Source organism: Photorhabdus namnaonensis (genome assembly GCF_001684335.1).
Classification (GTDB): Bacteria; Pseudomonadota; Gammaproteobacteria; order Enterobacterales; family Enterobacteriaceae; genus Photorhabdus; species Photorhabdus namnaonensis.
In genome coordinates this window covers 171771-198747 of sequence record NZ_LOIC01000088.1, presented here as the reverse complement: position 1 = coordinate 198747, position 26977 = coordinate 171771, and the positions used below count along the sequence as shown (strand labels likewise).

The following is a 26977-nucleotide window of genomic DNA, read 5'->3' as shown; positions in this document are numbered from 1 at the left end:
TAACCCCTGTATGAAACACGTTATTTTACACTTGTAATTATAGCAGGCTTTTTTATATATAAGAACAGCAGAGAAGCAAGCTAAAGAGGCAATTTGGGCGTTCGTATCCCAGCAACCTAGTTGTAAATCAGGCAGCTCAAGGCATGCCAGCATCTATTATTGATATGAAAACATCTTTAGGGTACGCTCTCTCGCTCAATGGAATATCCAACTGCCGATTAGAACAAAATTGCTAAGGATTTTGTATGCGCACTTTATATCTTTTACCTATTTTTTTATTTTTATCCTCTTGTTCAACAAATCTACCACCCTATGAACGGGAAGCCCGACATTATGTTTATCGTTCTAACAATGATTTTGATCCCAATTTCCAAACACATGTAAATAACTCTATTAAGTTAATGACTCCATTCTTTGAACAATTTTATAGAGAGGGAGTTAAGGATAAAATGAACAATATCAGTTCACATGAAATTGATCAAAAAATTAATTATTTTAAAAGTGATAGTTTAATTCAAGAAATCAATATGTCAGAAATATTTATTTCACCAAAAGTACATACAGAAAAAGTCAATAATAGTCAGATTTCAAATAAGAAGAAAAAAGCGTTAATTGAGGGAATCATTAACTCTTACGAGGCCGGTTACTATGGAAAGTAAGAGAACTAGCTATCACATATATACCCTATGGATTTCAAGATGCATCGCGACGGCAAGGGAGTGAATCCCCGGGAGCATAGAAAACTATGTGACCGGGGTGAGCGAGTGCAGCCAACAAAGAGGCAACTTGAAAGATGACGGGTATAAACACAATGAGGGGTAATTACACCATTCTGAAAAGCAAACTTGACAAAATATCAAAGGTTATTCTACTAGCCCTCATACATGGACAAGGACTAGATGCATTGAACTATTTAAATTGAAATGTCAAGCACGATGATGGAATCATCTTCTACATCTATATATTGTTTGAACTTAGCGGCTTCACCGCCATCAATACCATCTCTATCTTCAAATTTTTCTAGGAAATCATTAGACTTAAAATTCAGAACGTCAAATATAGTTCCCCACGTATTTCCTGAGTTGTACTGGATCTGTCCTGAATACTCATCATTTCCATTATACCCGGGCATGGTGAGATCATCCGCGCTATGACCATCATTAAAGTCAATTTGCTGTACAACATCGCCGTTATATAACAAGGCTGTGCTTCCATTGGAATCTGTACCGAAAGTAAGATCAATAGATTCCCCACGCGTAAGTACCTGAGTATCGGGATCAGATGCATCTGCTACTCTAATTTTAACATTATTTAAAGTAGCATAACCAGAGTTCAAAATACGATAAGTAGTAATAAGAGCAGGGTCATATTCAATATACCCATCGCGTCTAGTTAAATTGCCCATGATTCACACATCTCCAGATTAAGGTTGATTTTCCGGGCGAGTTTTACAGAATATCTAAAAAATTATCAACGTTGATAAGATAGAATTCTACTTTTCGGTGATGTAGGAGTACAACGAAGGACGTATTATGTTCAAGAAACCATTCATGGTGGCCTTCAATATACTCTTTATACGGTTGATTTGGAGATCTGAACAAGAGACAGGTCTGAAACCAGCCAAGGCATTGCATCGAATTGATTTCGTAACGCTTGCGTACTTATATTTGTACAGGTACAATGAAGAGTACAATGAAGCGTGGAGGATCAACGATGGACACAATAAGCTATTCAGCATTTAGAACTCACTTGGCCAGCACTTTAGATAGAGTGAACGACGATCACAAGCCAATTTTAATTACTCGCCAGAATGGCAAGCCAGCGGTTGTCCTAAGTTTGGAAGATTTTCAAGCCTACGAAGAAACAGCCTATTTAATGGCTAGCCCGAAAAATGCCGCACGTTTAAGTCAGGCAATTGCTGAAGTGGAAGCAGGAAGAATAATTGAAAAAGGGCTATTAGAAGAATGATTTTATCTTGGGCTGAAATGGCATGGGAGGACTATCTGTATTGGCAACAAACCGATAAAAAAGTCCTAAAGCGTGTTAATACGCTCATCAAAGACATTAAAAGGCAACCCTTCGATGGATTAGGGGATCCGGAGCCTTTAAAACATAATTGGTCAGGTTATTGGTCTAGACGTATTAATCGAGAGCATCGTCTGATTTACAAGGTAACAGATGATGCAATCATTATCGTACAATGTCGCTATCACTATTAAGTGACTACCTCTCAAAGGACTCCACAAACGAAGTCCTCTAGTCGTTATTTTAAGAAATCGTGATGGCGACTATGCAAAAAATCAAATACCACCCATTGCCGCTTACGCCCTACGTCATAAAGAGAAAATACCACCCTAATCCAAAGGACATACCCGAATAATATGACCGTCGGGGTCTTCAACCAGGAAGGTACGACCAAAAACCTCAGTATGGGGTTCCTTCACAATTTTAATATCGGACTTCTTTCGCCATTCCTCAAATAAGCGATCTACATCTTCGCCGGATGGCAACATAATACCGATCTCAGAGAACCGTGGGGTAGAGGCATCCGGCGTTGTTCCGCCTGACCAAATAGCAAATAGCGCTTCACCATCGGCGGCAAATGCCACATAACGAGGACTCGAAAACACCGGCTTAGCATTGAAAATCGTCTCGTAGAAGGCCGTCGAGCGTTCGATATCAGATACATAAACAAGTTGAAGGTTAGGTTTAGGGGATAGTGTCATCATGTCATTCTCATGTAAATCAGATTCAAATAAGAGTAAAAACACATTGTTATATAACTCAATATGTAAAATTTGTTATTGAGTTGCACTTATCATTCTATAATGATGTTAATCATATGTATATACATACATATGTAAAACGATGTGAAAATTCTGGACAATGAAGATGTGCCTAAGAATCTTGTAGAGATAATTTGTATCAGATGAAATTGTTAAGTATGGAGACATGAGAGTTACCTCTTGTGCTTTTGTATAAGGATTCAACAGCCATATCCAAACGGGTAACTCTCAACCTTTCAAGGTGTTTTGTCAGATTGGATTGTGACGAATTACAAGTCAATTACCAAAAAGCTCTTTCATCCTACTCTCGGTATGTTTAATCAATTCTTCAATTTCTTGGGGAGGTGTTGAACCACAATGAATATCACAGAACAATATCGGATCAGAGCCTCTTGACAAATAAAAACCTTGAGGATCTCTTAATTTTGATTCCCGGGCTGCACATAAAGCTCGTAAAATTCTTTTTAGCCTTTCTTTATCACTCTCTACATTAATAAAGTTCTCAAGATTCGCTTCCCCACCATGAGAAATTTGAAAGAAACGATTATTACTATTACTTGTATCAATTCGTTTCATCTTAATAAAAGTGGCTTCCTCACTACGCGTCACACCATTGGCATCTTGAAATGAAAATGTAGCATTAAAAACATCTAAGTATACGTTTGGCAATCCATAATTAGTATCAGCATTTCTAAAACAACGTTCAACAGAACTGCCTAGATTCATTGGCTTATAAACTATATTATTAAGCATATACAAATATCCGCCCTTCGCCTCACGAGAACGTACTCTCTCTGCTCCATCAAGAGCAATAATTTTACCATCTTTTAATTTTATTTCAGTCATCTTATCATACCTATTTAATTGTTGAAAAATACATATTCACATATCAACAATAAAACAGATTGTTATTTATATAGATATAAAATATTCATTTTATGACAAATCAGAAAATGTACTGGCTTACAGAATTTTATTTAGTGAATAACTGAAAAACAGAAAGAAGAATTAGCGGTGCTAATAGGGGGCGTCTCAGAAAACAGAAAAAATTCTTGCATCTAGACGCGAGCATAGCCAATTAACATAATTCACCGACCTTTAACCACAGGAGTGAAATCAGACCATTGTTCAATTCTGAAAGCGCGAATGTCACGCACTGAGGGAGGAAACCACGATTGGGCCTTGAGGGATTGGATCGCTACAAAAAGCTGGGCCATGTTTTCGTCTTCGCTGACATACAGACTGCCCTGAACGCGTCTAAAACCATATTGAGCCAGCATTGCACCGATTTCAGCGTAGGCTTGCGATACTCCTTTAGGGTGGTGTTGTTCGGTGTCAGCGACCACTAAATCAAAGGCAATAGCGTACATTCAGGCGGCCTTGGGATCATTGTTAATGTGGGTCAGACGGTATTCGGTTTTTTCACCCGTTTCTACCAAGACGACTTCTATCATCCAGTCACCATCCTCTAGCGGACGGAGCAATTTCCCTACTTCATATTTTGGCCCAAACGCCCCAAAGCTCCTTATCGTGCCAACAGGTACAGATAGTGTCGTTATCATGGCCGTTCCTCGTTATTTGAATTCACTGATAGTGTAGTATTTTGAGAATATTGTTTCAAGAACGACTTTCGAGAATACTAACCCCTTGATGCTGTGTTGTGCTAATTTGACTGTTCCCAACGTAGGACCTGTTAGCCAATAATGAATTTAATCATAAATATAGCGATTAATAAGATTTTCGAGTAATTCCTGTTGTCCACTTCGATGCTTAGGTTCTTGAGCCAAGGTTTCTGCATAGTAAGCCACTTCATCAAGTGTCATCTTTCCTTGAAGAATATTTCTACCTAGTTCACTATTCCAACCAGAATAACGTTGAGCGACATATTCATCTAATTTGCCATCGATTAATATTTTCACTGCACTCTTTAACGATAAAGCCATCGTATCAATGGCGCCGATATGTCCATAAAACAGATCATCAATATCAATACTTTGACGGCGGACTTTTGCATCGAAATTTAAACCACCCGTAGTAAAACCACCGGCTTTTAAGATTTCATACATTATCAGAGAATTCTCCTCGACACTATTTGGAAATTGATCAGTATCCCAGCCAAGTTGGGCATCCCCGCGATTCGAATCAATAGAACCAAATATCCCCAATGCAATCGCTGTGGCAACTTCATGTTGAAATGAGTGTCCAGCTAATGTGGCATGGTTAGCTTCAATATTCACCTTAATTTCATTTTCTAAACCGAACTGCTTTAGGAAACCATAAACAGTAGCTACATCATAATCATATTGGTGTTTAGTCGGTTCCTGAGGTTTAGGTTCAATTAATAATGTTCCCTGAAAGCCAATTTTGTATTTGTAATCCACAACCATTTGCATAAAACGGCCAATTTGTTCTCTTTCTTGACGTAAATCTGTATTGAGCAAACTTTCATAACCTTCACGTCCGCCCCACAGTACATAATTTTCACCACCCAGTTTTTTAGTCATTTGCATAACTTGACATACTTGTGCTGATGCATAAGCGAAAATATTGAGATCTGGATTAGTTGATGCACCAGCAGCATAGCGAGGATGTGTAAAACAGTTTGCCGTTCCCCATAATAATTTAACGCCAGTCTCTGCTTGTTTATCGGCGAGAATATCGGACATAACTCCCAAATTATAAATATATTCTTTTAAGGAACAACCTTCGGGGGCGACATCAATATCATGGAAACAATAAAAAGGAATATTGAGCTTGTAGAAAAACTCAAAAGCAACATCAGCTTTGAGCTTAGCCAGTTCTAAAGCATCATTGCCTTTTTGCCAAAAACGCTCAAATGCCCCAGCACCAAACATATCAGTACCATTCCAACAGAAATTGTGCCAATAGCAGACGGCAAAACGCAGATGATCTTTCATCTTTTTGCCTAGAATAATCTCTTCGGGATTGTAGTGACGGAAAGCTAATGGATTATTACTTTGCCTGCCTTCGTAACTGATTCTATTTATTCCCTCAAAGTATCGATGCATATCAACCTCTATCTAATATACCCGCTATCTTTCAAGTTTTGGCTGCACTCGCTCACCCCGGTCACATAGTTCTCTATGCTCCCGGGGATTCACTCCCTTGCCGTCGCGATCCATCTTGAAATCCATAGGGTATAGACATACGTGTGTGTATAAAATTCTGTTCATCAACGTCACTATTTTCAATTGTGTTATTTTATTTCTTCATTAAGATTATTGTTAATTGTGTGATTTATCTCATAATTTGGCATTAATTCAATCCTGAAAATAGAAAAATAATTATGATTAATATTGTATAAATCAATAAGGACATCAATGATGAACAGACGATACCATATAACACTATTATTTAATGCCAATAAAGCTTATGATCGTCAGGTGATAGAAGGGATAGGTGAATATTTACAAGCATGCCAATGTAACTGGGATATCTTCATTGAAGAAGATTTCACCACGAAATTAAATAGTTTGAAAACTTTGCAGAGTGATGGAATTATTGCTGATTTTGATGATATAGAAATCCAGCGTATTTTCAGTCAGTTAGACATTCCGGTTATTGGTGTTGGCGGCTCTTATCATCAAGAAAATCACTATCCCGCGGCACATTATATTGCGACAAATAACTTCGCTTTAATAGAAAGTGCGTTTAATCATTTAAAAGATAAAGGTATTAAACGTTTTGCATTTTATGGTTTACCTCAGACAAGTGGTAAGCGATGGGCAATAGAGCGTGAATACGCTTTCCGGCAATTAATCGAAAAAGAAAAATATCAAGGAGTGGTATATCAAGGAATGGAGACGACACCTGAAAACTGGTCTTACACACAAAATAGATTAAAAGATTGGCTCCAAATTTTACCGCCAAATACTGGTATTATCGCGGTAACGGATGCCAGAGCCAGACATATTTTAGCCGCGTGTGAACATCTCAATATTCCTATTCCTGACAAAATCTGTGTTATCGGTATAGACAATGAAGAAATAGCCCGTTTTCTTTCACGCACCGCACTTTCCTCCGTTGTTCAAGGGACACGACAAATGGGCTATCAGGCAGCAAAATTACTTCATCAACTTCTTAAGGGTTACACACCTAAAAAATATCATCGCCAATTAATTCCACCTTTAAAAGTTATTGCAAGGCAATCGACAGATTTTCGGGCATTAAAAGATCCCGCGGTTATTCAGGCAATGCATTATATTCGCCATAACGCCTGTAAAGGGATAAGAGTTGAACAAGTTATTGATGCTGTTGGTATGTCACGTTCTAATCTTGAAAGCCGTTTTAAAAATGAATTTGGTCAAACAATTCATACCATTATTCATAATGAGAAGTTAGATAAAGTAAAAAATCTTTTAATCCATACCTCTATTTCAATCAGTGAAATTGTTACTGCTTGTGGCTACTCTTCTTTACATTATTTTTACTCCATGTTTAAACGAAACTATAATATGACACCTAAAGAGTATCGAGAAAAATATCAAATCACTAAAAAAAATTAACTATTTCAAATTAATAAGCCATCCTCAAACCAAATAGGATAGCTTTTAATTTAATTAGATATCTTCACCGTCCGTTTCTATAACTTTCTTATACCAAGAAAAACTCTTTTTCTTATAACGTACAAAGTCTCCATTACCATTACCATTATCATCAACATTGACATAGATAAACCCATATCGTTTACGGTATTCTCCGGTTGAAAAAGAAACACAATCAATACATCCCCATGAAGTATAACCGAGAATATCAACACCATCGAATAAAATAGATTTTTTAATTTCAGATAGATGCGATGCTAAATATTCAATACGATAATCATCATTGATAACGCCATCTTGAGATAATTTATCAACGGAACCTAACCCATTTTCAACAATAAAAATAGGTTTTTGATAACGTTCATATAATTCAGATAAACTATAACGAATACCTACAGGATCAATTTGCCACTCCCACTCAGAGGATTTTAAATAGGGATTGAGTTTTCCTTTCTCAAAGAAGGAGAGGGATTGGCTATCTTTTCCTAACATTTCGGTGGATGAAGAGACGATATTACTCATATAATAACTTATTGCTAGATAATCAGCGCAACCTTCTCGTAACCAAATTAAATCACCATCTTCAATATGAAGTTCTATGTTTTTTCTTTCCCATTCTTTAATAAGATAAGATGGATAATATCCACGAAGCTGAACATCGCTAAAAAGATATTTCTGGCGCATGGCTTGTTGTGAATATAAAACATCTTCTGGCTTACAGCTCTCTGGATATAATGGCGACATATGGATCATGCAACCAATTTTGAAATTAGGATTTATTTCATGGCCTAATTTGACAACTTTTGCACTAGCAACAAATTGATGATGAATAGTTTGATACATGACCTGCTCTGGATTGTCGTGATCCTGAAAAATCACGCCTGAATTACAATAACCAAATAGTGGATACTGCCAATTTATTTGGTTATTAATTTCATTAAATGTAATCCAGTATTTGACTCTGTTTTTATATCTTTCCATAACCGTCAGGCTAAAATTCATGAAAAAGTCTATTACTTTTCGGTTATACCAACCGCCATATTTCTTAGCCAAATGATAAGGCATTTCAAAGTGAGATAATGTAATAATAGGTTCAATATTATATTTCAATAATTCATCAATAAGATCATCGTAAAATTTTAAGCCTGTCTCGTTAGGTTGTAATTCATCACCTAGAGGAAAAATCCTCGCCCAGGCAATTGATGTCCTAAAACATTTGAATCCCATTTCTGCAAATAGTGCAATGTCGTCTTTATAATGGGAATAAAATTTCACACCTTGATGATTAGGATAGATTTTATTTTCCTCAATACCATTAGTTATGACACGATCAACGCCGTGCTCTCCTTTTGTCATCACATCAGCAATACTCACTCCTTTGCCATCCTGATTCCAATAACCTTCAACTTGGTTAGCGGCAACTGCGCCGCCCCATAAAAAGCCTGTAGGGAATTTATTCTTCATAGGTAACTCCAGATTGTCATGTTCTCTTAATTAAATATAATAGAATTAATCGAATTAGGTTCCAAATAAATAGACCAAATATCATTGTTATAACCAATATTTAATTTTTGCTTTTCTTTATAAGAATTGTTTATATTCACCACCAAGGAACCCGATTTATTCTCGAAAGCAACGGCATTTCCTGACATATTACCTTCTAACTCAACATGTTGCGCATCAGGTAAAATTAAACCCGAAAAGTGGCGCATAACATAATACTCTGGATTATATATCACTTTATTCATTCCTTTTGGAATACTTATCATACTATTCTGTTTCCAACCCCAACTACTTTCTCCCCCTGAATTCAGCACCATATTCCAGTAAAAATAACCATTAGCACCATTAGTTAAATAATGTCTGAAAAGTGTAAATACATAATGAGCATATTCCCAACTATTATGACCATCACCACATTCATTTTCAGTTTGATAATATTTTAATTCTGGATAGCTTTGTACCGTTCTTTGAATGGCATTTTTCCCTTGCCATTGATAACCAACGCCTTTTATATATTTATAGGCGGCCATATCACGTAATACACAGTTTGCGTAATCATCATAATCCTGCCCAATTTCTTTAAAGAATTCAGGGGCATTAATAGTACCTAACCAAATCTCAGTTTTTACATTATTTTGTTCGAATTTCGGTCCGAGATAGTTTCTTATAAAATCTCTTAATTGCTCACCGCTCCATACACAAGAAGGGAACTTTTGATCAGCAGCAACCTCATTCTGAATATGAATTTGGTTAATTGGAATACCTTCTTTCTGATACTCTTCAATAAATTTTGCAAAATATAAAGCATATGCATTCTGGCTTTGAGCATCACGTTTTAATCTGCCAAAATTACAGACTTGATGAGTTTTAAGCCATACCGGAGGGCTCCACGGTGAAGCAGATATTTTTAAATTCGGTTGCCTTTCTAAAGCCTCTTTTATATAGGGAATGAGTAAGCGTTTATCTCTTTTAATGGAGAAATTAGCCATACCATAATCATCTTCAATATCGTTTAAACTATACCAAGAAACCGCATAATCACTGGCACCTATCGGCATCCTGGCTAATGTTAATTTACACTCCCCATCCGGTGAAAATAACTTATCTAAAATGTTTTTTCTATTCTCTTTATCCAGATCTAATAAAGCTTTCATCCCAAGCTCATTAAAACAACCGCCAAAACCATCTAATCTACGACCTCGTTTATTAGTAATAATTAAATTGGCTTTTTCATCTGTTTTGATGATCGATAATCCTTCTTTCCATTGTTCTTTATTATTTGTATAGATAAATCTAATCATGTTTTATTATTTCTCATAAAAGTATGAATTTATTGGAATTAATTAAGCACAGTTATCTTAATATTGATATTAAGTTATTTCACAAAGAATTTAACTTAATTAGTTTCTTTGAGTTTAATCACATATCTTTTATCGAAATTATTCCTTTATTATAAATTACTCTATTAATAATATAGCCTAGATATTTAAATTAAAGGGTAGGGTAGATTTCGGGAAACCATGATAGTCCTGATATATTTTCCCTGATATATTGCTAAACTCTTTTCAACATCATAAAAAGGAAATTTTATGTCTCTCGTACCATTTAAGCAGGTTGATGTATTCACTCACCAGCCTTTTAAAGGAAATCCCGTTGCCGTTGTTATGGATGCCAAGGGACTGACACCGATACAAATGCAAGCTATTGCTAACTGGACCAATCTTTCCGAAACTACTTTTGTTCTTCCCGTAGAAAACCCTCTGGCAGATTACCGTGTACGGATTTTCACTCCCGGCAGTGAACTTCCTTTTGCCGGTCATCCCACGATCGGTACCGCACATGCTCTGCTTGAAGCCGGATTAATTCAGGCGAGAGAAGGGCGTATTGTGCAAGAATGTGGAGCAGGGCTAATTACGTTAAACGTTACCGAAATGCAACCCGGTCAACAATTAATTACCTTTGAACTGCCAGAACCGACTATCACATTGCTTAGCACCGAACAGATAGATCGCCTTGAAAGCATTCTGGGTTGCCCGTTAGATCGCGCGTTAACACCGGCACTTATTGACGTGGGAGCTCGCTGGATTGTCGCTCATACTATTGTCGGTCATACTACGGGAGCAGAAGCCGTGCTGGCAGCGGAACCTGATTATGCCAAATTGTGCGAGCATGACACACAAATGAACGTCACCGGAGTTTGTCTGTATGGCGCCTATTGTGAGGGGGCGGAAGCTGATATCGAAGTACGCTCTTTCGCCCCATCATGCGGTGTCAATGAAGATCCAGTTTGCGGTAGTGGAAACGGCAGTGTTGCCGCATTTATGCGCTTCCACAAAGTAGCAATGATTGACGATAAAATCGTTCACTCATCACAAGGCAAAAAACTTGGCCGTCAGGGAAGCGTATGGCTCAGCCATTCCGACGGTAAGATTTTTGTCGGCGGTGGTGCTGTGACTTGTATTAATGGCGCCATTACAATCTGAAAAAAGTTATCAGCCCTAATATCCTAATATGTAGTTCAGAAAGGGCATTTGTTTTGTCGGAAAACAGAAATTTTCCGACAAGCGATATTGATTTCAATTCTCTCTAATTATGCTAGAAAATCGCTCAAAGTAATGAGATTATACATACTTTATTAGTACAGAATAATAATGTTAGGGGGTTAGCTCATGACGAAACAAGCTGTTTTTACGATGAAATTAGAACCTGAACTACGTGCCGAATTTATGGCTGAAGTCGAAGCTGCTCACCGCCCAGCCTCACAGGTGCTACGCGAACTTATGCGCGAGTTTATTCAACGCCAACGTGAGGAACGAGAATACGATAAATTCCTGTGTCACAAGGTAGAAGCCGGGCGAGCCTCAATGCGTGCTGGTTTGGGCCAATCTAATGATGAGGTCGAAGCCGAGTTTGCCGCACGGCGTGCCAATGTAGTGGACCAAGCGTGAAAGTTATCTGGACACCAGAAGCGAAGCAAGACCGCGCTGACGTGTGGGAGTAGGAGAGCCAGACTGTAGAGCATATTCAAAAAATAAAGTTATATACCCTATGGATTTCAAGGTGCATCGCGACGGCAAGGGAATGAATCATTAGTAGCTCCCTAATTCCTGAGCCTGATTAGCTAGTTCCCTCATAGCCTCCATACTTTCAGCGTTACGCTGCTTTTTATATTCCATGAGATCAGCAAAACGAATACGCCTGTGCCGACCTGTTTTATGGAAAGGAAGACAACCATCTTCCAGAAGTTTAACCATATGAGGTCGCGATACATTCAATATGTTTGCAGCTTCTTGAGTTGTTAGTTCAGCATGAACAGGAACGATTTGCACTGCATTACCTGAAGCGAGTTCACTCAAGATTTGCACTAGCATAGTAAGCGCAGATGTAGGCACTTCAATTTGATGAGATTCATGGTCATCACTCATAATTGAAATCTGCTGAGTTTCAAATTTTGTTGAAAGGAACGCAGCAAATTCACGCAACCCTTTTTCGGCTATTTCACTTTCGTGTTTAGCCGGAAGATTTACATCAGAGAAAGTAGAAGTAATCATGTTTAGCACCTGTTAGTCATTTCACTTTAAAACACTAAACGAAATAAACGAAAAACGCAATAAACGCAACGTGACTGTTTTAAGCAGCCTATCCTCAGAACATTTTAGGAGCACAAATGGAATTAAACCGAATCGGTGATATTGCGGCTTTTGTTGCTGCGGTACGGGCAGGAAGTTATACGCAAGCGGCGGGGTCTTTGGGGCTTACTCGATCCGCTATTGGTAAGAGCATTGTGCGCCTGGAGACTCGCTTAGGCGTAAGATTGCTGAACCGAACAACGCGCCGGCTTAGTCTGACAGATGAAGGACGTATTATGTTCGAACGCTGTCGTCAGATTCTTGAAGACCTTGAAGAGGTAGATAACACGATGGCGATGCGCAGGGTAAACCCAACCGGGACGCTGAAATTAACCGCACCGATCTCCTTAGGAAAGCGCCATATTCTTTCCTTGCTGGAAACTTTCCTGAAACGCTGGCCTGATCTACGAGCGGATATTGCCTTTACTGATCGTTATGTTGATTTGATCGAGGAAGGGTTCGATATCGCCATTCGCATTGGTAAACCAAAAGATGATTCTCGTATTCTTACACGTACCATCGCTACTCAGTGGATAATTACCTGTGCGTCACCGGATTATTTGGCCCGGCGAGGTATACCTGAAACGCCACAAGCGCTGCATGAGCATGACACTATTTTCTTCCAGAGTATGGATAGACGCCGCACCTGGCGTTTTGAGACCACGGAAGGAACCTATGTTTTCGAAGGGCCGGGACGCCTAAACATAGATAGCGCGGAAGCCATGCTCGAATCGGCGCTAGCAGGGTTCGGTATCATTCATCTGCCTAGCTATGTTGTTGGTCGGGATCTTAATAACGGTAAGCTTGTCCCCTTGTTGGAAAATTATCATGTTGAGCCTGAACCCATCCGAATCATTTATCCAAGTAAAAAGCATCTCTCCCCCCGTATCCGGGGATTTATTGACCTATTGGTAGAAAGCTGGGAAGACGGTATGCCTTGGGCGTAGTAGGTGAAAGCGCTTTAGTGGCAGTGATTATCACCGTCATTAAAGCGCACAGTATGATTACGCGCTTAACTGCTTTAAGGTAGGATAATCAATGTACCCCTCAGGGCCATTAGCATAGAAGAATTCTGGACGCGGCTCATTCAGGGGCGCATCAATTCGCAGACGCTCCACTAAGTCAGGATTGGCGATAAAGTTTCGTCCGAACGCCACTGCATCAATTAATCCTTTCTCAATCAGCTTCTCCGCTTTCTCGGCGGTATAGGCGCCCGCCGCGACAATCACACCGGGGTAAACCTCGCGGATAGCTCGACGAAACGCTTCGCTGAAAGGTTCTCCTCCAGCCCAATCAGGCTCGGAAATATGTAGATAAGCCAGATTACGCTTTGCCAACTCACAGATTAGATAAAGCGCCGCTTTCTCCTCATCTTCGTAATGATCCAGACCATTGTATGGCCCTAACGGATAGATACGGATGCCAACCCGATCAGAACACCAACTTTCAATAGCCGCATCCACCACCTCCAGTGCGAAACGCGCACGATTTTCAATACTGCCGCCATATTCATCATCACGCTGATTGGCAGAAGGCGACAAGAACTGATGAATAAGGTAACCATGTGCGGCATGGATTTCCATCATGTCAAAGTTAGCTTCTTGTGCATTGAGGGCTGCCTGACGGAAATCATTGACAATTTGGTGAATTTCATCTTTCTCCAGAGCACGCGGCTTAGAGGTATTGATTCGAATCACATTACCTTCCGTGTCTCGCACCGAAGTCCGCGCGTTAGCCGATATCGCAGAAGGTGCCACAGGGGCTAGTTGATTCGGCTGGAGAGAAGAGTGAGACATTCGCCCCGTATGCCATAGTTGCACGTTGCTAAGACCACCAGCCTGATGAATTCCTTCATTAATTTTTTTCCAGGCGCTTATCTGTTCAGGAGTATGCAAACCGGGCGCGCCTGAATAACCTTTCGCCTGAAATGAAACCTGCGTCGCCTCAGTGATGATCAATCCAGCGCTAGCACGTTGACGATAATATTCAGCCATCATTAGCGTGGGAATATCGCCGGGTTCAGTATTTCGTAAGCGAGTAAGCGGCGCCATAAAAATACGATTGGGCGTAGTAATAACACCTATTTTTAGTGGATTAAACAGATGGGGAAATTTCATAAATCCTCCTTTATATGAGACTGCGAAATACTCAGACAAGAAAACGTAATTGCATTATTTTTTGGTGAGAAGAAGGATAATTGGTAGGAAAATTAGGTTCAATAGTTTTAATTTGACGCACAAATTCGGCGAATTCATAATGCATTGTTTTAATTAATTTTAATTTCAATTAGGGAGAGTATGTACCTTAATATGGGAGCGATATTCCCCAAGTTACCAATAATCAAACCTCAGCATTGACCCAATGGCATTAAGTAACATCGGAAGAACTTAATATGAAATTAATCTGATTTAACTGCATAATGAAGGGTAGGGAAAGATAAAGTCAAAGACTGTTTAGTTAAAATTCATATCAGTTAAAATTAATAGTAATTAATGCCATTTCTATATTATGAAAAATCTAAACGGAAAAAGACGCTGATAGTAATTAAGAATAAACAAAGACCACCAGAGAAAAAGACCTTTTAAGTGGTCTTTTTTGTTTCTTTTCTCAACAAAGAAAGCTACTATAAGACTTACTAATAAGTCTTTTGGAGTGTTTTTATGGCCAACATAATTCTGTCAGATATTAGCGCAAGCGTTAGTGAGCTTAAAAAGAACCCTATGGCGACCCTTAGGGCCGGGGCTGGATACCCTATTGCGATCCTAAATCGTAACCAACCCGTGTTTTATTGTATTCCTGCGGAGCTCTATGAACAGATACTTGATGCTTTGGACGATCAAGAGCTTATTCGACTGGTAAATGAGCGTAGAGAGCAGGCATTGGTTGATGTAGATTTGGATAATTATCTATGACCTATAGAGTGAAATTCAGGGAAGATGCACTCAAGGAGTGGAAGAAACTTGATAAATCAGTCCAACAACAATTTGCTAAGAAGCTGAAAAAGTGCTGTGTTGAACCTCATATTCCATCAGCGAAACTTCGAGGCATGACGAATTGCTACAAAATAAAATTACGCGCTTCTGGTTTTCGCTTGGTTTATGAGGTTATAGATAATGTGTTGATTATCGCCGTAGTAGCAGTTGGTAAGCGCGAACGAAGTGAAGCATATGAGCTAGCAAGTAAGAGACTAAGATAGGCAAGAGAATGTCAGATGCTCTGCCATCAATTATGATGCAAAATTCAAATCTGGAACTACCTCAATCTGGGGGGGAATCGTCTCCCCGTTATTGGTTTGATAATAACAGATAATCCCTAACTTAACGGGAGAAAGGTAACATGCCCGTTTCGCAGGCAATTGGCAGACTGACGAAATCATGATGCGAAAGGAGATTTCGAAATGCTCCGAAGATGCCCGCGAATTTATAGCGTACTCATTTCCAAGTAAGAGGTTTATTCATGATTTTAAAAAATATCAATCTGTTGAAAGTCGCACTTATTGTTGCCCTTGTAACAAATCAATCTTTTGCAGCAAATAATGTCGCATTCCTAAATAATCCCTCACCGCAACATGTCAAGGATATCGGTAATTTTGTTGTGAAACGAACTGAAAAACCATTTTTTTCCGATGTTATATTATTCGCAGCCAATATTAACAGCAGCACCTCTAATATCCCTGTACTATTTTACAACAATGAAATAAGTTCGATACTCAAAGAAAATATTTCCCTAGTACGCAATTTACAAAAAAAGGGCATCAGAGTTCAACTATCCTATCTAGGCAATCATCAAAATGCAGGTTGGTCATGTAATATGAGTAAAGCAACGGCAACAAAACTTGCCAATGAAATGGTAAGTGATGTCGCTAAATACGGGCTGGATGGAATCAACATCGATGATGAATATTCAACATGCTCCGGTAACCGTCAATCCTTCTATTGGGTAGCGGATGCGATCAAAAGCCATCCACAATTTGCCAACAAGATACTGACCAAAGCCCTGTGGTCAGATTATATCTATTTCAAGGGACCGACCAACATAGCAAACTTACTGGATGCAGGTTACGAGATGACTTACACCAACGCCAGTGTCAGTAAGCTGGCTCCGTACGTTAACTTCGGGATGAAAAAGGAAAACTTGTTATTGGGTGTCTCCCCCGAAAAGAATTCGGTATCCACAGTGCAGAATATTACCCGCTCGGTCATCAATAATGGATATAGTGGGATGATGGTCTGGTCACCTAATACAATATTTACCATTGACCAGGCATCTCAATATTACACCCAAATCATCAAAGCAGAAGAGGGGGTAAATGAAGAAGTTATCTATGTCCCGGATACAATCAAGGCAATGCAGGCCAGTCAATAACATTAATATGCATTAGTTTAAACGGATAGAAAATTCAAAAACTTTCTATCCGTGAAATTGTTTATTTAATTCTCTATTACAATGAAATTAATCCCTTGGTTAATTAAGAGGGAGCCAGTAATACGTACTGGTATCAATCATCCGAAAAAACCACAAAGTAAACATTGTGTGAAGTTATATGAGGCTATCTTATGAAGAGTGAGTTTAAAGAAGGATTTTGTACTCTCTGTAGATCTAGATGTGGCACTGTCAACGAAGTTTGTAACGATACACTGATAAAAATCAAGCCAAACCCGAATCACCCGACCGGCAACGCCATGTGCATGAAAGGTAAAGCGGCCCCAGAATTGGCTCACAGTCCTAACCGGATTCTTTATCCTCTTCGTAGGACAAATCCCAAAGGTGACGCAGATCCAGGCTGGGAAAAAATCACCTGGGATGAAGCTTTGAAGTATGTTGCTGAAAAACTGGCTTTCTATAAGGCAGAGTCTGGTGCGGAATCGGTTGCTTTCTCAGTCACCTCACCAAGTGGAACACCGCTTAGTGACAGCCTTGAATGGATAGATCGCTTCGTTCGAAATTTCGGCAGTCCTAACGTCTGCAATGGTACAGAGGTGTGTAACTGGCATAAAGACGAGGCACATAAATTTACCTTTGGGTGCAGTATTCCTGTGGCTGATTACAGAAATGCCGAGTTGATTATTTTATGGGGGCACAATCCAACAAATACATGGCTTGCGCAAGCTGAAGCTATTGGGGCGGGAAGAAATGCAGGCGCCAAACTTATCGTTGTAGATCCCAGATATACGGCTCTTGCTAAAGAATCTGATAATTGGCTCAACATCAATCCTGGGACGGATGCCGCATTAGTTCTCGGGCTAATCAATATCATCATAAACCGAAGAGGATATGATCAGGCGTTTGTCGCACGGTGGACGAACGCCTCATTGTTAGTACGAAATGATAATGGTCTTTTCTTAAGAGAAAAAGATATAAACATTTCAGCCAGGAAAAACAGATATGTTGTCTGGAATAACATAACTCAGTCTCCGCTAATGTATGATATTCACGAAAATGTGCCATGTGATGAGAATGATAACTATGCTTTATTCGGCGAATTTTCAATTAACTCAGCGGAAGATGTAAATAAAAAAATACAATGTAAATCTGCATTCCAACTACTTATAGATGAGTGTCAACAATATACACCTGGATATGTAGAAAAAATCACAGGTATAACCAAAGAAAAACTCCTACATGCAGCAGATTTAATCATGTCCTCCAAACGCATTGCTTATCATTCCTGGACTGGTGTGGCTCAACATACCAATGCAACCCAAACTGAACGAGCAATTGCCGTGCTGTACGCATTAACGGGATGTTTTGATACTCAAGGAAGCAATAGGGTGTACAATAAACATCCAGTTAATCCTGTGAATGCCCGCGGGCTTATGCCGAAGGAACAGCAAGAAAAAGCTCTTGGCTTCAAGGAAAAACCGTTGGGGCCGCCACTAGATGGTTGGATAACATCACAAGATCTGTATCAAGCAATCTTGCACAAACGGCCTTACCCCATTAGAGCTATGATGGCATTTGGTACCAATATGTTGTCATCTCATGCTGACACCAAAATTGGGATAGAGGCGCTAAAACAGCTTGAGTTTCACGTTCATTGTGATCTCTTTGAAACGCCTACAGCACATTATGCTGACATCTTACTCCCCGTGAATACGCCTTGGGAAAGAGAAGGGCTACGTGTAGGATTTGAGATTTCAGCCGAGGCAGAGGAGCTAGTTCAGTTAAGACAAAGAATGATTTCACCTCGGGGAGAAAGCCGGTCAGATAATGAAATTGTCTTCGACTTGGCCTGTCGCTTAGGCATGAATGAGATATTTTTTAATGGCAGCGTTGAAGCGGGATGGAATTATATTCTTGAGCCTATTGGCTTGACCGTAGAGGCGTTAAGAAAAAAGCCGGCAGGCATTTCAATTCCATTGATTCAGCATGATCGGAAATACGCAAGCATCGATCCTGTAAAGAACACAATTAAAGGTTTTGATACCGAAACAGGAATGGTTGAAATCTATTCTGAGAAATTGTTGCGACATGGTTATCCACCACTACCGATATATTCTGAACCCAAAGAGAATTTAAACTCTGAGTCACATTTCCCTTATCGACTGACCTCGGTAAAAAATGGCTTCTATTGTCATAGCCAACAGAGAAGTTTAGCCAGTCTACGTAAAAAATCACCTTATCCGAAACTTGAGATAAACAGTCGATTGGCCGAAGAGAAAGGTATTAAAAATGAAGATTGGGTAGAGGTCATCACTCGCAACGGCAAGGCACGTTTTAAAGCCTCGTTAGATGATCATATTGCTTACGATACGATAATTGCCGAGTTTGGTTGGTGGCAAGCGTGTCCCGATTATGGGAAAGAGGGTTTTCCCGTCATAGGAAGAAACAGCAGTAACTATAATGCGCTCATTTCTGACGACTCTTACGATCCTATCAGCGGCGCTTCTCCGCTCCGTTCATTCCGCTGTGATATTAAACTCGCGGAAGATGTCAACCCGGAGAGAAGAGCGTGGCAGGATCGTAAAACGTTTCGTGTTGTAGAAACAAAACCCGAAGTTAAAGGTGTTAAAACGGTTATTCTTGAGTCAAAAGATGGAAGCATGTTGCCTGATTATGAACCCGGTCAGCACATCACCGTACAAGCTGCTATACCTGGTCAGGATGACCCTGTTATCAGGGCCTACTCCTTGACAGGAACGGCAACCCTCAACGGTAGAAAAACTTACAGTATCTCCGTCAGGCACCAAAAAGGCACAACATCTGACGGGAAGACTTTTGAAGGTGTCATGTCTTCATATATTAACGGGGCATTGGTCGCAGGAGCCGAAGTGGATCTGACGCCTCCGGGCGGAAATTTTATTATTCCGCTTAATACTAAGCAACCTGTTGTTATGTTGGCAGGAGGAATCGGTATTACGCCATTTATAAGTTATCTTGAATCTCTTCCAGCTAACGGTGAAAAGCCTGAACTCTTATTGCTGTATGCTAATCAAAACAGCAATACACATGCCTTTTCTAAAAGGCTAAAAGAGCTTGAGTCAAAAATTAACAAGTTGAAAGTAATCAACTATTACAGCAATCCGCTGCCAGTGGATGTTGAGGGTATTAATTACCAGCATCATGGATATATTACTGCGGATGCCGTTCCTGCAACACTGATTGAACAGCAAGCTCGTTTTTATATGTGTGGCCCGACTCCTATGATGAAAACTTTCGCAGAAGGCTTACTCACTCGAGGAGTTCCGCCTTTTGATATCTATAAAGAGATGTTCCGATCGCTAACTCCGGTAAAAATTAAAGATGGGAAGAGTTTTGCAATTAAATTTGAAAAATCTGGCGTTCTGCTTGAATGGTCTCCTGACAAAGGGACACTCCTTAATTTTAGCGAAAAAATGGGTATAAAGATGGCAAGTGGATGCCGGGTTGGGCAGTGTGAAAGTTGTGCTGTGAAATTAAAAAGTGGAGAAGTGCGACATTTGAATGACGTAGAACCTTCAGAGCAAGGGATGTGCCTTACTTGTCAATGTATACCTATCACTGATATTTCCATTGATGCCTAAAAGAACACTAAGTTAACTCGCGGAAGCGTTCAGGGAGAAATGTGCGATGATGACATTTCTCTCTCATTCATTGCCGAGGTCACTGATGCCGTCAAAAGGATAGGGGACTTAGAGTTTGTATCTAGTGAAAATTAAGTCCATAAAATAACCTGCATATATTTAATTGAATTTATTGAAAATAAATTTAAGCTTGATTTTAGTGAGTTTTCTCATACCCAAGATAGTAAATTCAGCATTCAGAAATATTTAAATTACAGGCTCAAGTATCAGGCATAATCTTAAACGTAATCATATATTTGATAATCTAATCCCCCATATAAACACCAGCCTCATATCTTTTAATAACAAAATATGTCAGTCTGTAATAAAATAAATAACGACATAATTAATTTATATTAATTAAGTTAAATTGGATTTTTAAATTCCCTGTACTACTCTTTTCTATAGCAGCTTTTGATTTATATAAACCGCCTCTGCCTTTGCAAGATAATTAATTGCTGCTACAGATCTATATGATTATCACGGCAAACATAAATAACCTGACTATGTTATTTATATAACCTGCTATACCTGTTATGTAAGCCAATGAGCTAATCACATAACTCTAATATTCTATTTATAGGATTTATAGGTGAAATTATGTCAGCAGAATACAAGATTTATATCATTAACCAGCAAGATAAAAAGAAAAAGTTTTGGTGCTTTCTTAGTGAACCACAATCAGAAGTAAGTGATAAGGTGTTTGCTAACTCATCAACTTATATGACATTATCTAAGTATGAAATAGGAGATGAAAACGCTTTTATTATTCCGCTTGAATTTAAATTGAAGGCTAGTTCACACAATAAGGTAGTAGGTATGAGCTCAAAAATATCTACTCATTCCCTAAAAGATATAGAATTAGGTAGCATATGGAAGGCAGAATTTGATTCTAGCGACGAACATATAAACCCATATTTAAGTAAGTTGAGTGAAGAAACTGAACCAAACCAAGTCGGAATTAAAATAAATGGTTTCGATTTGACAGAGCAAGAAATTAATCAGTGGTATAGCTGTCTTACATTTGGTATTAAATCAGGCGCGGGTTTTATTGGCTATTCCTGGCTCCCATCACCTAGCGACACATATCACATTCAGCCTAAGATAAAATTTTATGTTAAAACTGGAGAGTATATTGAGAATCAGCTTATCAAAATGAGTGACGTGTCTAGCGATTCTGCATTTATTACAGAAGAAAACTTTGATAAAAGAAAGGAATGTACAGTTATTTATACGACTACCGGGGAGTGGAAAGTTAAACCTGGTAAACCTTCACAGCTACTCCATGATAATTCATTAGTGGAAAGTTTGGTTTCTGCCCATATCAATTTAACTGCATCCCATTCTGCTTTAGTTGAATTGGTCGAAAAGAACTATAGTGAAAATAACTCCAGGCAAGAAAAAAGAGTATCCGATATTGAAGAAACTACTCTTTGGTACATAAGTGCAGTTATTACCCTTGTTGCCGGTGTTACTTACAAAATGTTAGTGCCAATCTTAAAGCAAAAAATAGTAAGTTATTTGTATGGAAATGACTTTGAATTGAAAGAGATAAAGATTGTTGAGTCTGGTATTGAATTTACATATTCCTTAAAAGAGGGGGGCATTTTAAGAGGTAATAAAAATAATGAACACCTGTTAGATATAACCAAGAAGGCTTTGGACTATGAAAAGGGAGAACATCTTATTCAAAGCTATAAGATTACAGATTAAAAATTATAAAATAAGTTTATTCATCTTATTATAACTTCTTATAGGGCGGCATCTCCGCCCTATATTTTTCTCTATTCTACTTTACAACTGTAAATAGGTTAAAGATTAAATATAAAGAACTTAAATATTTAATTGCGTCCAATATTATTTGCGATCTAATAATACGCGTCATTATTGGAAAAAATAGGAGATTGAACTAAACTCAAATTTCATTCTTTTGGAAGGAGTTATCCATGTCTAAAACCCACTATTCTGAATCATTAAACCTAAAATCTCACTGGATGCCATTCAGCGCCAACCGAAATTTCCAACGCGATCCACGCCTTATCGTTGCTGCCGAAGGAAAATGGCTAAAAGACGATAAAGGTCGCCAGATTTATGACAGTCTGTCCGGTCTTTGGACCTGTGGAGCCGGCCATACCCGGGTAGAAATTCAACAAGCTGTCGCGGCTCAATTGAGCACCCTCGATTACTCACCCGGTTTTCAGTTCGGTCATCCCTTGTCGTTTCAATTGGCAGAAAAAATTGCCAATTTAACACCCGGTGATCTCAATCACGTCTTTTTCACCAGTTCAGGTTCTGAGACTTTAGATACTTCGGTCAAAATGGCTCAAGCCTACTGGCGTGTGAAAGGCCATCCCACGAAAACCAAACTGATTGGCCGTGCCCGTGGTTATCATGGCGTCAATATCGCGGGTACCAGTTTGGGAGGAATTGGCGGCAATCGCAAAATGTTTGGACAACAGTTGATGGACGTAGATCACTTACCCCATACGTTACAGGCCAATATGGCATTTACGCCAGGTATGGCAGAAACCGGCGGCGTGGAGTTAGCCGATGAGATGCTCAAGTTGATCGAACTGCATGACGCCTCCAATATCGCGGCGGTCATTATCGAGCCGGTGGCGGGTTCCGCCGGTGCGATTATTCCACCCAAAGGGTATCTACAACGTCTGCGTGAAATTTGTGATCAACATGATATTTTATTGATTTTTGACGAGGTTATTACCGGCTTTGGTCGCATGGGACGCTGGACTGGAGCTGAGTATTTTGGTGTAACGCCAGATATTCTTAACTTTGCCAAACAAATTACCAATGGCGCCATTCCTCTGGGAGGCGTAGTGGCCAGCAGTGAAATTTACGAAGCATTTATGTCTCAGCCACTGCCGGAACACCTTGTGGAGTTTAATCATGGTTATACCTATTCGGCACACCCGGTAGCCTGTGCCGCCGGATTGGCAACCTTGGATCTACTCGATAAAGACAACCTTATCCAGCGCTCCGCAGAACTTGTCCCGCATTTCGAAATGGCCCTTCACTCTCTCACAAACTGCCCAAATGTGACCGACATCCGCAACTGTGGCTTGGTGGGAGCAATTGAATTGGCTGCCCGTGACGGTGATGCCGCTGTACGTCCTTTTGATGCCAGCATGATACTTTGGAAAGCGGGTTTTTACGTACGTTTTAGCGGTGATACGCTGCAATTCGGGCCTATGTTCAATGCTGAACGAGCTGATTTGGATCGTCTTTTTGACGCTGTTGGAGAAGTATTGCATTACATTAACTAAAGAGAGGGATGAACATAAAGGGTATCAATGTGCCATTATAGAAAATCTATAGAAGTTGCTTTATAGCTGATACAGAATTTAACGCTCACTTGATCGGTGAGCGTTATTGATAGTGGCGAATCTTCAACTTTAAAACAACAATTAGAGATAATGAGAGAACAGTGCAAAATGGCATACCGACTGGTCAAAAACGAATCCTTCTCGTATTGGATCTTCGTGTTCTGAATCTTAAACCTTCGAGTTAATTTGGTATAACAAGGAGTAGTTATGAAAATATTAAACATTATAATTTTATCTATATCGACAGTGATAGCTTCTAACGCTTTAGCCAATGAGATTAGAGCAAGGGATTTAGGCATTCCTTTCTCTGGAGTAACCGGGAAATATAATGCGATTACAGATGTTAGTGGTGTAGAAGTTGGCTATTCAACCATAATAGAAGGCGATGGAAAGCTAGAGGTTGGCAAAGGACCAATAAGAACAGGCGTGACAGCGATATTTCCAAGAGGAAAGAAATTTAGCCCGGTATTTTCTAGTACATTCTCTTTAAATGGGAATGGAGATATGACAGGCAATCAATGGGTCAAAGAAAGTGGTTTCCTGGAAACGCCAATATTAATAACCAATACTCATAGTGTTGGTGTTGTTAGAGATTCAACAATTAGCTGGATGTTTGATAATAATCTAACGTCGCCACTAAAAGATGATTTATTTTGGTTATTACCTGTGGTTGCAGAAACGTGGGATGGAATATTAAATGATATAAACGGTATGCATGTAAAGAAAGAACATGTATATCATGCGTTGAATAGCGCCAAATCAGGGCCGATAGAAGAGGGTAATGTCGGCGGCGGAACAGGAATGAACCTTTTTAAGTTTAAAGGAGGCACAGGTACTTCATCAAGAATTCTAGATAAAAAAGATGGCGGATATACTGTTGGCGTTCTTGTTCAAGGCAACTTTGGTGATAGGGATGATTTGATTATTGCTGGGATTCCAGTGGGTAAAGAAATACAGGATCTCAAGCCGATATATCATGGAAACAAGAAAGAAATAAAGGATGCCGGTTCTATAATAGCGGTGGTAGCCACAGATGCACCATTAGCTCCTCACCAATTAGAAAAAATAGCTAAACGAGTATCTCTTGGGCTGGCAAAGGTAGGTGGGGTAGCCAGAAATACCAGCGGTGAGATATTTATTGCATTCTCAACCGCAAATAGTGATGCATTCTCTAGAGAAGATATAAAAACAATAAAAATATTGTCAAATGATAAACTAGATCCTTTATATGAGGCCACAATAAATGCAACAGAAGAAGCAATAATTAATGCTATGATCGCCGCCAAAAAAATGGTTGGGAGAAATGGCAATACTTCGTTTTCTATTCCTAAAGACAGAGTTCAAGAGATATTAAAAAAACATAATATCTTAGCTCAAACTCAATCTGACACTTCAATTTAAAAAAACAAGTTACCGAGTTTGATTAAAGGTTCTATACCCTATGGATTTCAAGATGCGTCGCGACGGCAAGGGAGTGAATCCCCGGGAGCATAGAGAACTATGTGACCGGGGTGAGCGAGTGCAGCCAACAAAGAGGCAACTTGAAAGATAACGGGTATAAATCTGAAATTGAAGTCGGTAACTACCATCCTTCAACAACATGCTTCAACAATACGATGTAGTATTTGGAATATCTAAATTCACCGGCGGTAATTGTCCAGAAGAACGGCCAATGGTAAAATTTCCTATCTCAGACTTTAACATTTATTTCAGGATTTTTCGCAATGCCGTGGACATTTTCACATCCAGCAGCCGTTTTTCCTTTGAAAAATCTTCCGGGGGGAAGGTTATTGAATTTACCTGCGCTAATTATGGGTAGTTTGTCTCCTGATTTCTTTTACTCTGTTGGGTTATATGATGTAGCAACTACTGCGCATCACTTACCCGGATGGTTTTATACCACATTTCCTTTATGTCTATTGATATTTTTAATTGTACGTCTTTTGTCATATCCTTTATCCGTCCTTTTCCCCATACCCTTTGCTCGTTATGAAAAACAGAGCTATAAGAATAGAATTATTTTTGTGCTGTCGTTATTTCTAGGAGCTGTAACTCATATTGTCTGGGATGCATTCACACACGATAAAGGTTTTTTTGTCGAGCTAATTCCTCTATTAAAATTACGAATTTTTCATTCCATTATCAACGGGCAGGGGATAAGTATATATAAAATCCTACAGCATCTCAGTTCATTGTTAGGGTTATTGTACCTCACCATGAAGTATTGGAGATATCAGAAAACATTGGCTCCTGTTATTCAAAAAATGAACAAAAGAAAACTTTACTATTTGATTGTTATTGGATTTATCTCAGGGTTTTTAACATGCCCTGTAGCATTGTTTTTATCCTGGGAGGTATCGGGGATAAATATGAGCAGGTTTATTTTTAAGGAACTTACTCTGTCTGTACCAGTTTTTTCTATTATTCTGGTATTTATTGCGTTATGGATAAGGTATTACTCTGAGAAGAATAAACCTGTTTAATAAAAATCTATTGGCATTTATATTGATTCAAACAACGTAGTCAATAACAAAGGAAAATAGGAAATATTATTATTCATGATAAAAGCAAAAACCCCGTTATTTTTAACGAGGTTTATGTGTATTCTTTAAAAATCTTTAATTTATCCTACCTTCATAGTAAGCTTGGAAAGCATTATATCCAGTGTGAAATTCGCAAGGTCCAATACGACTTTTAAAATACCATGTCATTCTTCCAAATCTAGTATCCTCTGTGAATACATTAGCAAAATTATCATAAGGATTAACAACATATCTATAATACTTACCCCCAGTCATATATTGTGGTTCCTGAGAATTACAAAGTCCTGCCGATGCAGTACCAATTCCTCCGATTAATGCTGTTGTTAATGCCCCAACTGTTAATAATTTCTTGAGCATAAAACTCTCCTCAAATAGTTTCAGAATTTACATATTTAAACGTATTTTTTACCAAAATCATATGTGATAATGTATGCAAAATATAAATCACCACATCGATGATGTTACAATTTTAAAATTCAAAAACTGCTTATATTTTTCATCCTAGGTTATAAACCTAACTTCCACTTATCATAATAGTACCAGAAATCAAAAAGGGCAAATCTAATAT

26 protein-coding genes are annotated in these 26977 nt (G+C 39.0%); 15 read left to right on the top strand and 11 right to left on the bottom strand.

The window, feature by feature from the left end; translation table 11 throughout:
* The first annotated feature begins 245 nt into the window (after window positions 1-245).
* Window positions 246-659, top strand: coding sequence for an Exc2 family lipoprotein (locus Phpb_RS20005; RefSeq protein ID WP_065391894.1), 414 nt, complete (start codon window positions 246-248; stop codon window positions 657-659).
* Between the two features lie 254 nt (window positions 660-913).
* Here Phpb_RS20005 and Phpb_RS20000 read toward each other — a convergent pair whose 3' ends face one another.
* Window positions 914-1405: a hypothetical protein gene (locus Phpb_RS20000; RefSeq protein WP_065391893.1), complete on the bottom strand. Its 492-nt coding sequence runs from the start codon at window positions 1403-1405 to the stop codon at window positions 914-916.
* Between the two features lie 308 nt (window positions 1406-1713).
* On the opposite strand from Phpb_RS20000, the gene Phpb_RS19990 reads away from it, so the two are divergent.
* Together Phpb_RS19990 and Phpb_RS19985 are read left to right on the top strand one after the other, a co-directional pair.
* On the top strand, window positions 1714-1968 hold the full coding sequence (locus Phpb_RS19990) for a type II toxin-antitoxin system Phd/YefM family antitoxin (RefSeq protein WP_036806085.1): 255 nt from the start codon (window positions 1714-1716) through the stop codon (window positions 1966-1968).
* On the top strand, window positions 1965-2219 hold the full coding sequence (locus Phpb_RS19985; protein ID WP_036806088.1) for a Txe/YoeB family addiction module toxin: 255 nt from the start codon (window positions 1965-1967) through the stop codon (window positions 2217-2219). Before Phpb_RS19990 ends, Phpb_RS19985 begins: the two co-directional genes overlap by 4 nt.
* Window positions 2220-2354: 135 nt before the next feature.
* Here the strand turns inward: Phpb_RS19985 and Phpb_RS19980 are convergent, their stop codons facing one another.
* The 5 genes from Phpb_RS19980 to xylA all read right to left on the bottom strand — a co-directional run bounded on the left by Phpb_RS19980 (window position 2355) and on the right by xylA (window position 5815).
* A complete protein-coding gene (locus tag Phpb_RS19980; protein WP_205634816.1) occupies window positions 2355-2726 on the bottom strand; it encodes a VOC family protein in 372 nt (123 codons plus the stop codon).
* 336 nt (window positions 2727-3062) lie between these two features.
* Window positions 3063-3632, bottom strand: a complete 570-nt coding sequence (locus Phpb_RS19975) for a hypothetical protein (RefSeq protein ID WP_065391890.1) — start codon at window positions 3630-3632, stop codon at window positions 3063-3065.
* Between the two features lie 242 nt (window positions 3633-3874).
* A complete protein-coding gene (locus tag Phpb_RS19970) occupies window positions 3875-4156 on the bottom strand; it encodes a virulence factor (RefSeq protein ID WP_065391889.1) in 282 nt (93 codons plus the stop codon).
* Window positions 4157-4348, bottom strand: a complete 192-nt coding sequence (locus tag Phpb_RS19965) for a DUF5397 family protein (RefSeq protein ID WP_065391888.1) — start codon at window positions 4346-4348, stop codon at window positions 4157-4159.
* A gap of 147 nt (window positions 4349-4495) precedes the next feature.
* The gene (xylA, locus tag Phpb_RS19960; RefSeq protein ID WP_065391887.1) at window positions 4496-5815 is read right to left on the bottom strand and encodes a xylose isomerase; all 1320 of its coding nucleotides are present in this window, start codon (window positions 5813-5815) and stop codon (window positions 4496-4498) included.
* A gap of 312 nt (window positions 5816-6127) precedes the next feature.
* Here xylA and Phpb_RS19955 point away from each other — a divergent pair, with 312 nt between their 5' ends.
* Entirely contained in the window at window positions 6128-7312 is a 1185-nt protein-coding gene (locus tag Phpb_RS19955) for a XylR family transcriptional regulator (protein ID WP_065391886.1), read from the top strand.
* A gap of 54 nt (window positions 7313-7366) precedes the next feature.
* Here Phpb_RS19955 and Phpb_RS19950 read toward each other — a convergent pair whose 3' ends face one another.
* Both Phpb_RS19950 and Phpb_RS19945 read right to left on the bottom strand, forming a co-directional pair.
* On the bottom strand, window positions 7367-8815 hold the full coding sequence (locus Phpb_RS19950; protein WP_065391885.1) for a 6-phospho-beta-glucosidase: 1449 nt from the start codon (window positions 8813-8815) through the stop codon (window positions 7367-7369).
* A gap of 26 nt (window positions 8816-8841) precedes the next feature.
* Window positions 8842-10155, bottom strand: coding sequence for a glycoside hydrolase family 30 protein (locus tag Phpb_RS19945; RefSeq protein ID WP_065391884.1), 1314 nt, complete (start codon window positions 10153-10155; stop codon window positions 8842-8844).
* Between the two features lie 288 nt (window positions 10156-10443).
* On the opposite strand from Phpb_RS19945, the gene Phpb_RS19940 reads away from it, so the two are divergent.
* The gene (locus Phpb_RS19940) at window positions 10444-11337 is read left to right on the top strand and encodes a PhzF family phenazine biosynthesis protein (RefSeq protein ID WP_065391883.1); all 894 of its coding nucleotides are present in this window, start codon (window positions 10444-10446) and stop codon (window positions 11335-11337) included.
* 186 nt (window positions 11338-11523) lie between these two features.
* Complete coding sequence (locus Phpb_RS19935; protein WP_065391882.1) at window positions 11524-11802, top strand: antitoxin of toxin-antitoxin stability system; 279 nt, start codon at window positions 11524-11526, stop codon at window positions 11800-11802.
* Window positions 11803-11943: 141 nt separating this feature from the next.
* On the opposite strand, the gene Phpb_RS19930 is transcribed toward Phpb_RS19935, so the two are convergent.
* Window positions 11944-12405, bottom strand: coding sequence for a helix-turn-helix domain-containing protein (locus tag Phpb_RS19930; protein WP_065391881.1), 462 nt, complete (start codon window positions 12403-12405; stop codon window positions 11944-11946).
* 116 nt (window positions 12406-12521) lie between these two features.
* Between Phpb_RS19930 and Phpb_RS19925 the strand changes: the two genes are divergently transcribed.
* Window positions 12522-13430 carry a LysR family transcriptional regulator gene (locus Phpb_RS19925; protein WP_065391880.1) on the top strand — a complete coding sequence of 303 codons (909 nt, stop codon included), beginning with the start codon at window positions 12522-12524 and terminating at the stop codon, window positions 13428-13430.
* A 57-nt stretch (window positions 13431-13487) separates the two neighbouring features.
* Here the strand turns inward: Phpb_RS19925 and Phpb_RS19920 are convergent, their stop codons facing one another.
* On the bottom strand, window positions 13488-14600 hold the full coding sequence (locus Phpb_RS19920; RefSeq protein WP_065391879.1) for an alkene reductase: 1113 nt from the start codon (window positions 14598-14600) through the stop codon (window positions 13488-13490).
* Window positions 14601-15143: 543 nt separating this feature from the next.
* On the opposite strand from Phpb_RS19920, the gene Phpb_RS19915 reads away from it, so the two are divergent.
* From Phpb_RS19915 to Phpb_RS19880, 8 genes are all read left to right on the top strand, one after another.
* Window positions 15144-15395 carry a type II toxin-antitoxin system Phd/YefM family antitoxin gene (locus Phpb_RS19915; protein WP_040150743.1) on the top strand — a complete coding sequence of 84 codons (252 nt, stop codon included), beginning with the start codon at window positions 15144-15146 and terminating at the stop codon, window positions 15393-15395.
* Window positions 15392-15679: a type II toxin-antitoxin system RelE family toxin gene (locus Phpb_RS19910; RefSeq protein ID WP_065391878.1), complete on the top strand. Its 288-nt coding sequence runs from the start codon at window positions 15392-15394 to the stop codon at window positions 15677-15679. The genes Phpb_RS19915 and Phpb_RS19910 overlap by 4 nt, the downstream gene beginning before the upstream one ends.
* 260 nt (window positions 15680-15939) lie before the next feature.
* Complete coding sequence (locus tag Phpb_RS19905; protein ID WP_065391877.1) at window positions 15940-16848, top strand: glycoside hydrolase family 18 protein; 909 nt, start codon at window positions 15940-15942, stop codon at window positions 16846-16848.
* Window positions 16849-17039: 191 nt separating this feature from the next.
* Window positions 17040-20486: a molybdopterin-dependent oxidoreductase gene (locus Phpb_RS19900; RefSeq protein ID WP_065391876.1), complete on the top strand. Its 3447-nt coding sequence runs from the start codon at window positions 17040-17042 to the stop codon at window positions 20484-20486.
* 639 nt (window positions 20487-21125) lie between these two features.
* Window positions 21126-22238 (top strand): hypothetical protein, encoded by a 1113-nt coding sequence (locus Phpb_RS19895; RefSeq protein WP_065391875.1) that lies wholly within the window; start codon window positions 21126-21128, stop codon window positions 22236-22238.
* 233 nt (window positions 22239-22471) lie between these two features.
* A complete protein-coding gene (gene aptA / locus Phpb_RS19890) occupies window positions 22472-23806 on the top strand; it encodes an omega-aminotransferase AptA (RefSeq protein ID WP_065391874.1) in 1335 nt (444 codons plus the stop codon).
* Window positions 23807-24073: 267 nt separating this feature from the next.
* Complete coding sequence (locus tag Phpb_RS19885) at window positions 24074-25267, top strand: DmpA family aminopeptidase (protein WP_065391873.1); 1194 nt, start codon at window positions 24074-24076, stop codon at window positions 25265-25267.
* Between the two features lie 323 nt (window positions 25268-25590).
* Window positions 25591-26349: a DUF4184 family protein gene (locus tag Phpb_RS19880; protein WP_065391872.1), complete on the top strand. Its 759-nt coding sequence runs from the start codon at window positions 25591-25593 to the stop codon at window positions 26347-26349.
* A 135-nt stretch (window positions 26350-26484) separates the two neighbouring features.
* Here Phpb_RS19880 and Phpb_RS19875 read toward each other — a convergent pair whose 3' ends face one another.
* Window positions 26485-26766 carry a hypothetical protein gene (locus Phpb_RS19875; RefSeq protein WP_065391871.1) on the bottom strand — a complete coding sequence of 94 codons (282 nt, stop codon included), beginning with the start codon at window positions 26764-26766 and terminating at the stop codon, window positions 26485-26487.
* Window positions 26767-26977: the final 211 nt, after the last annotated feature.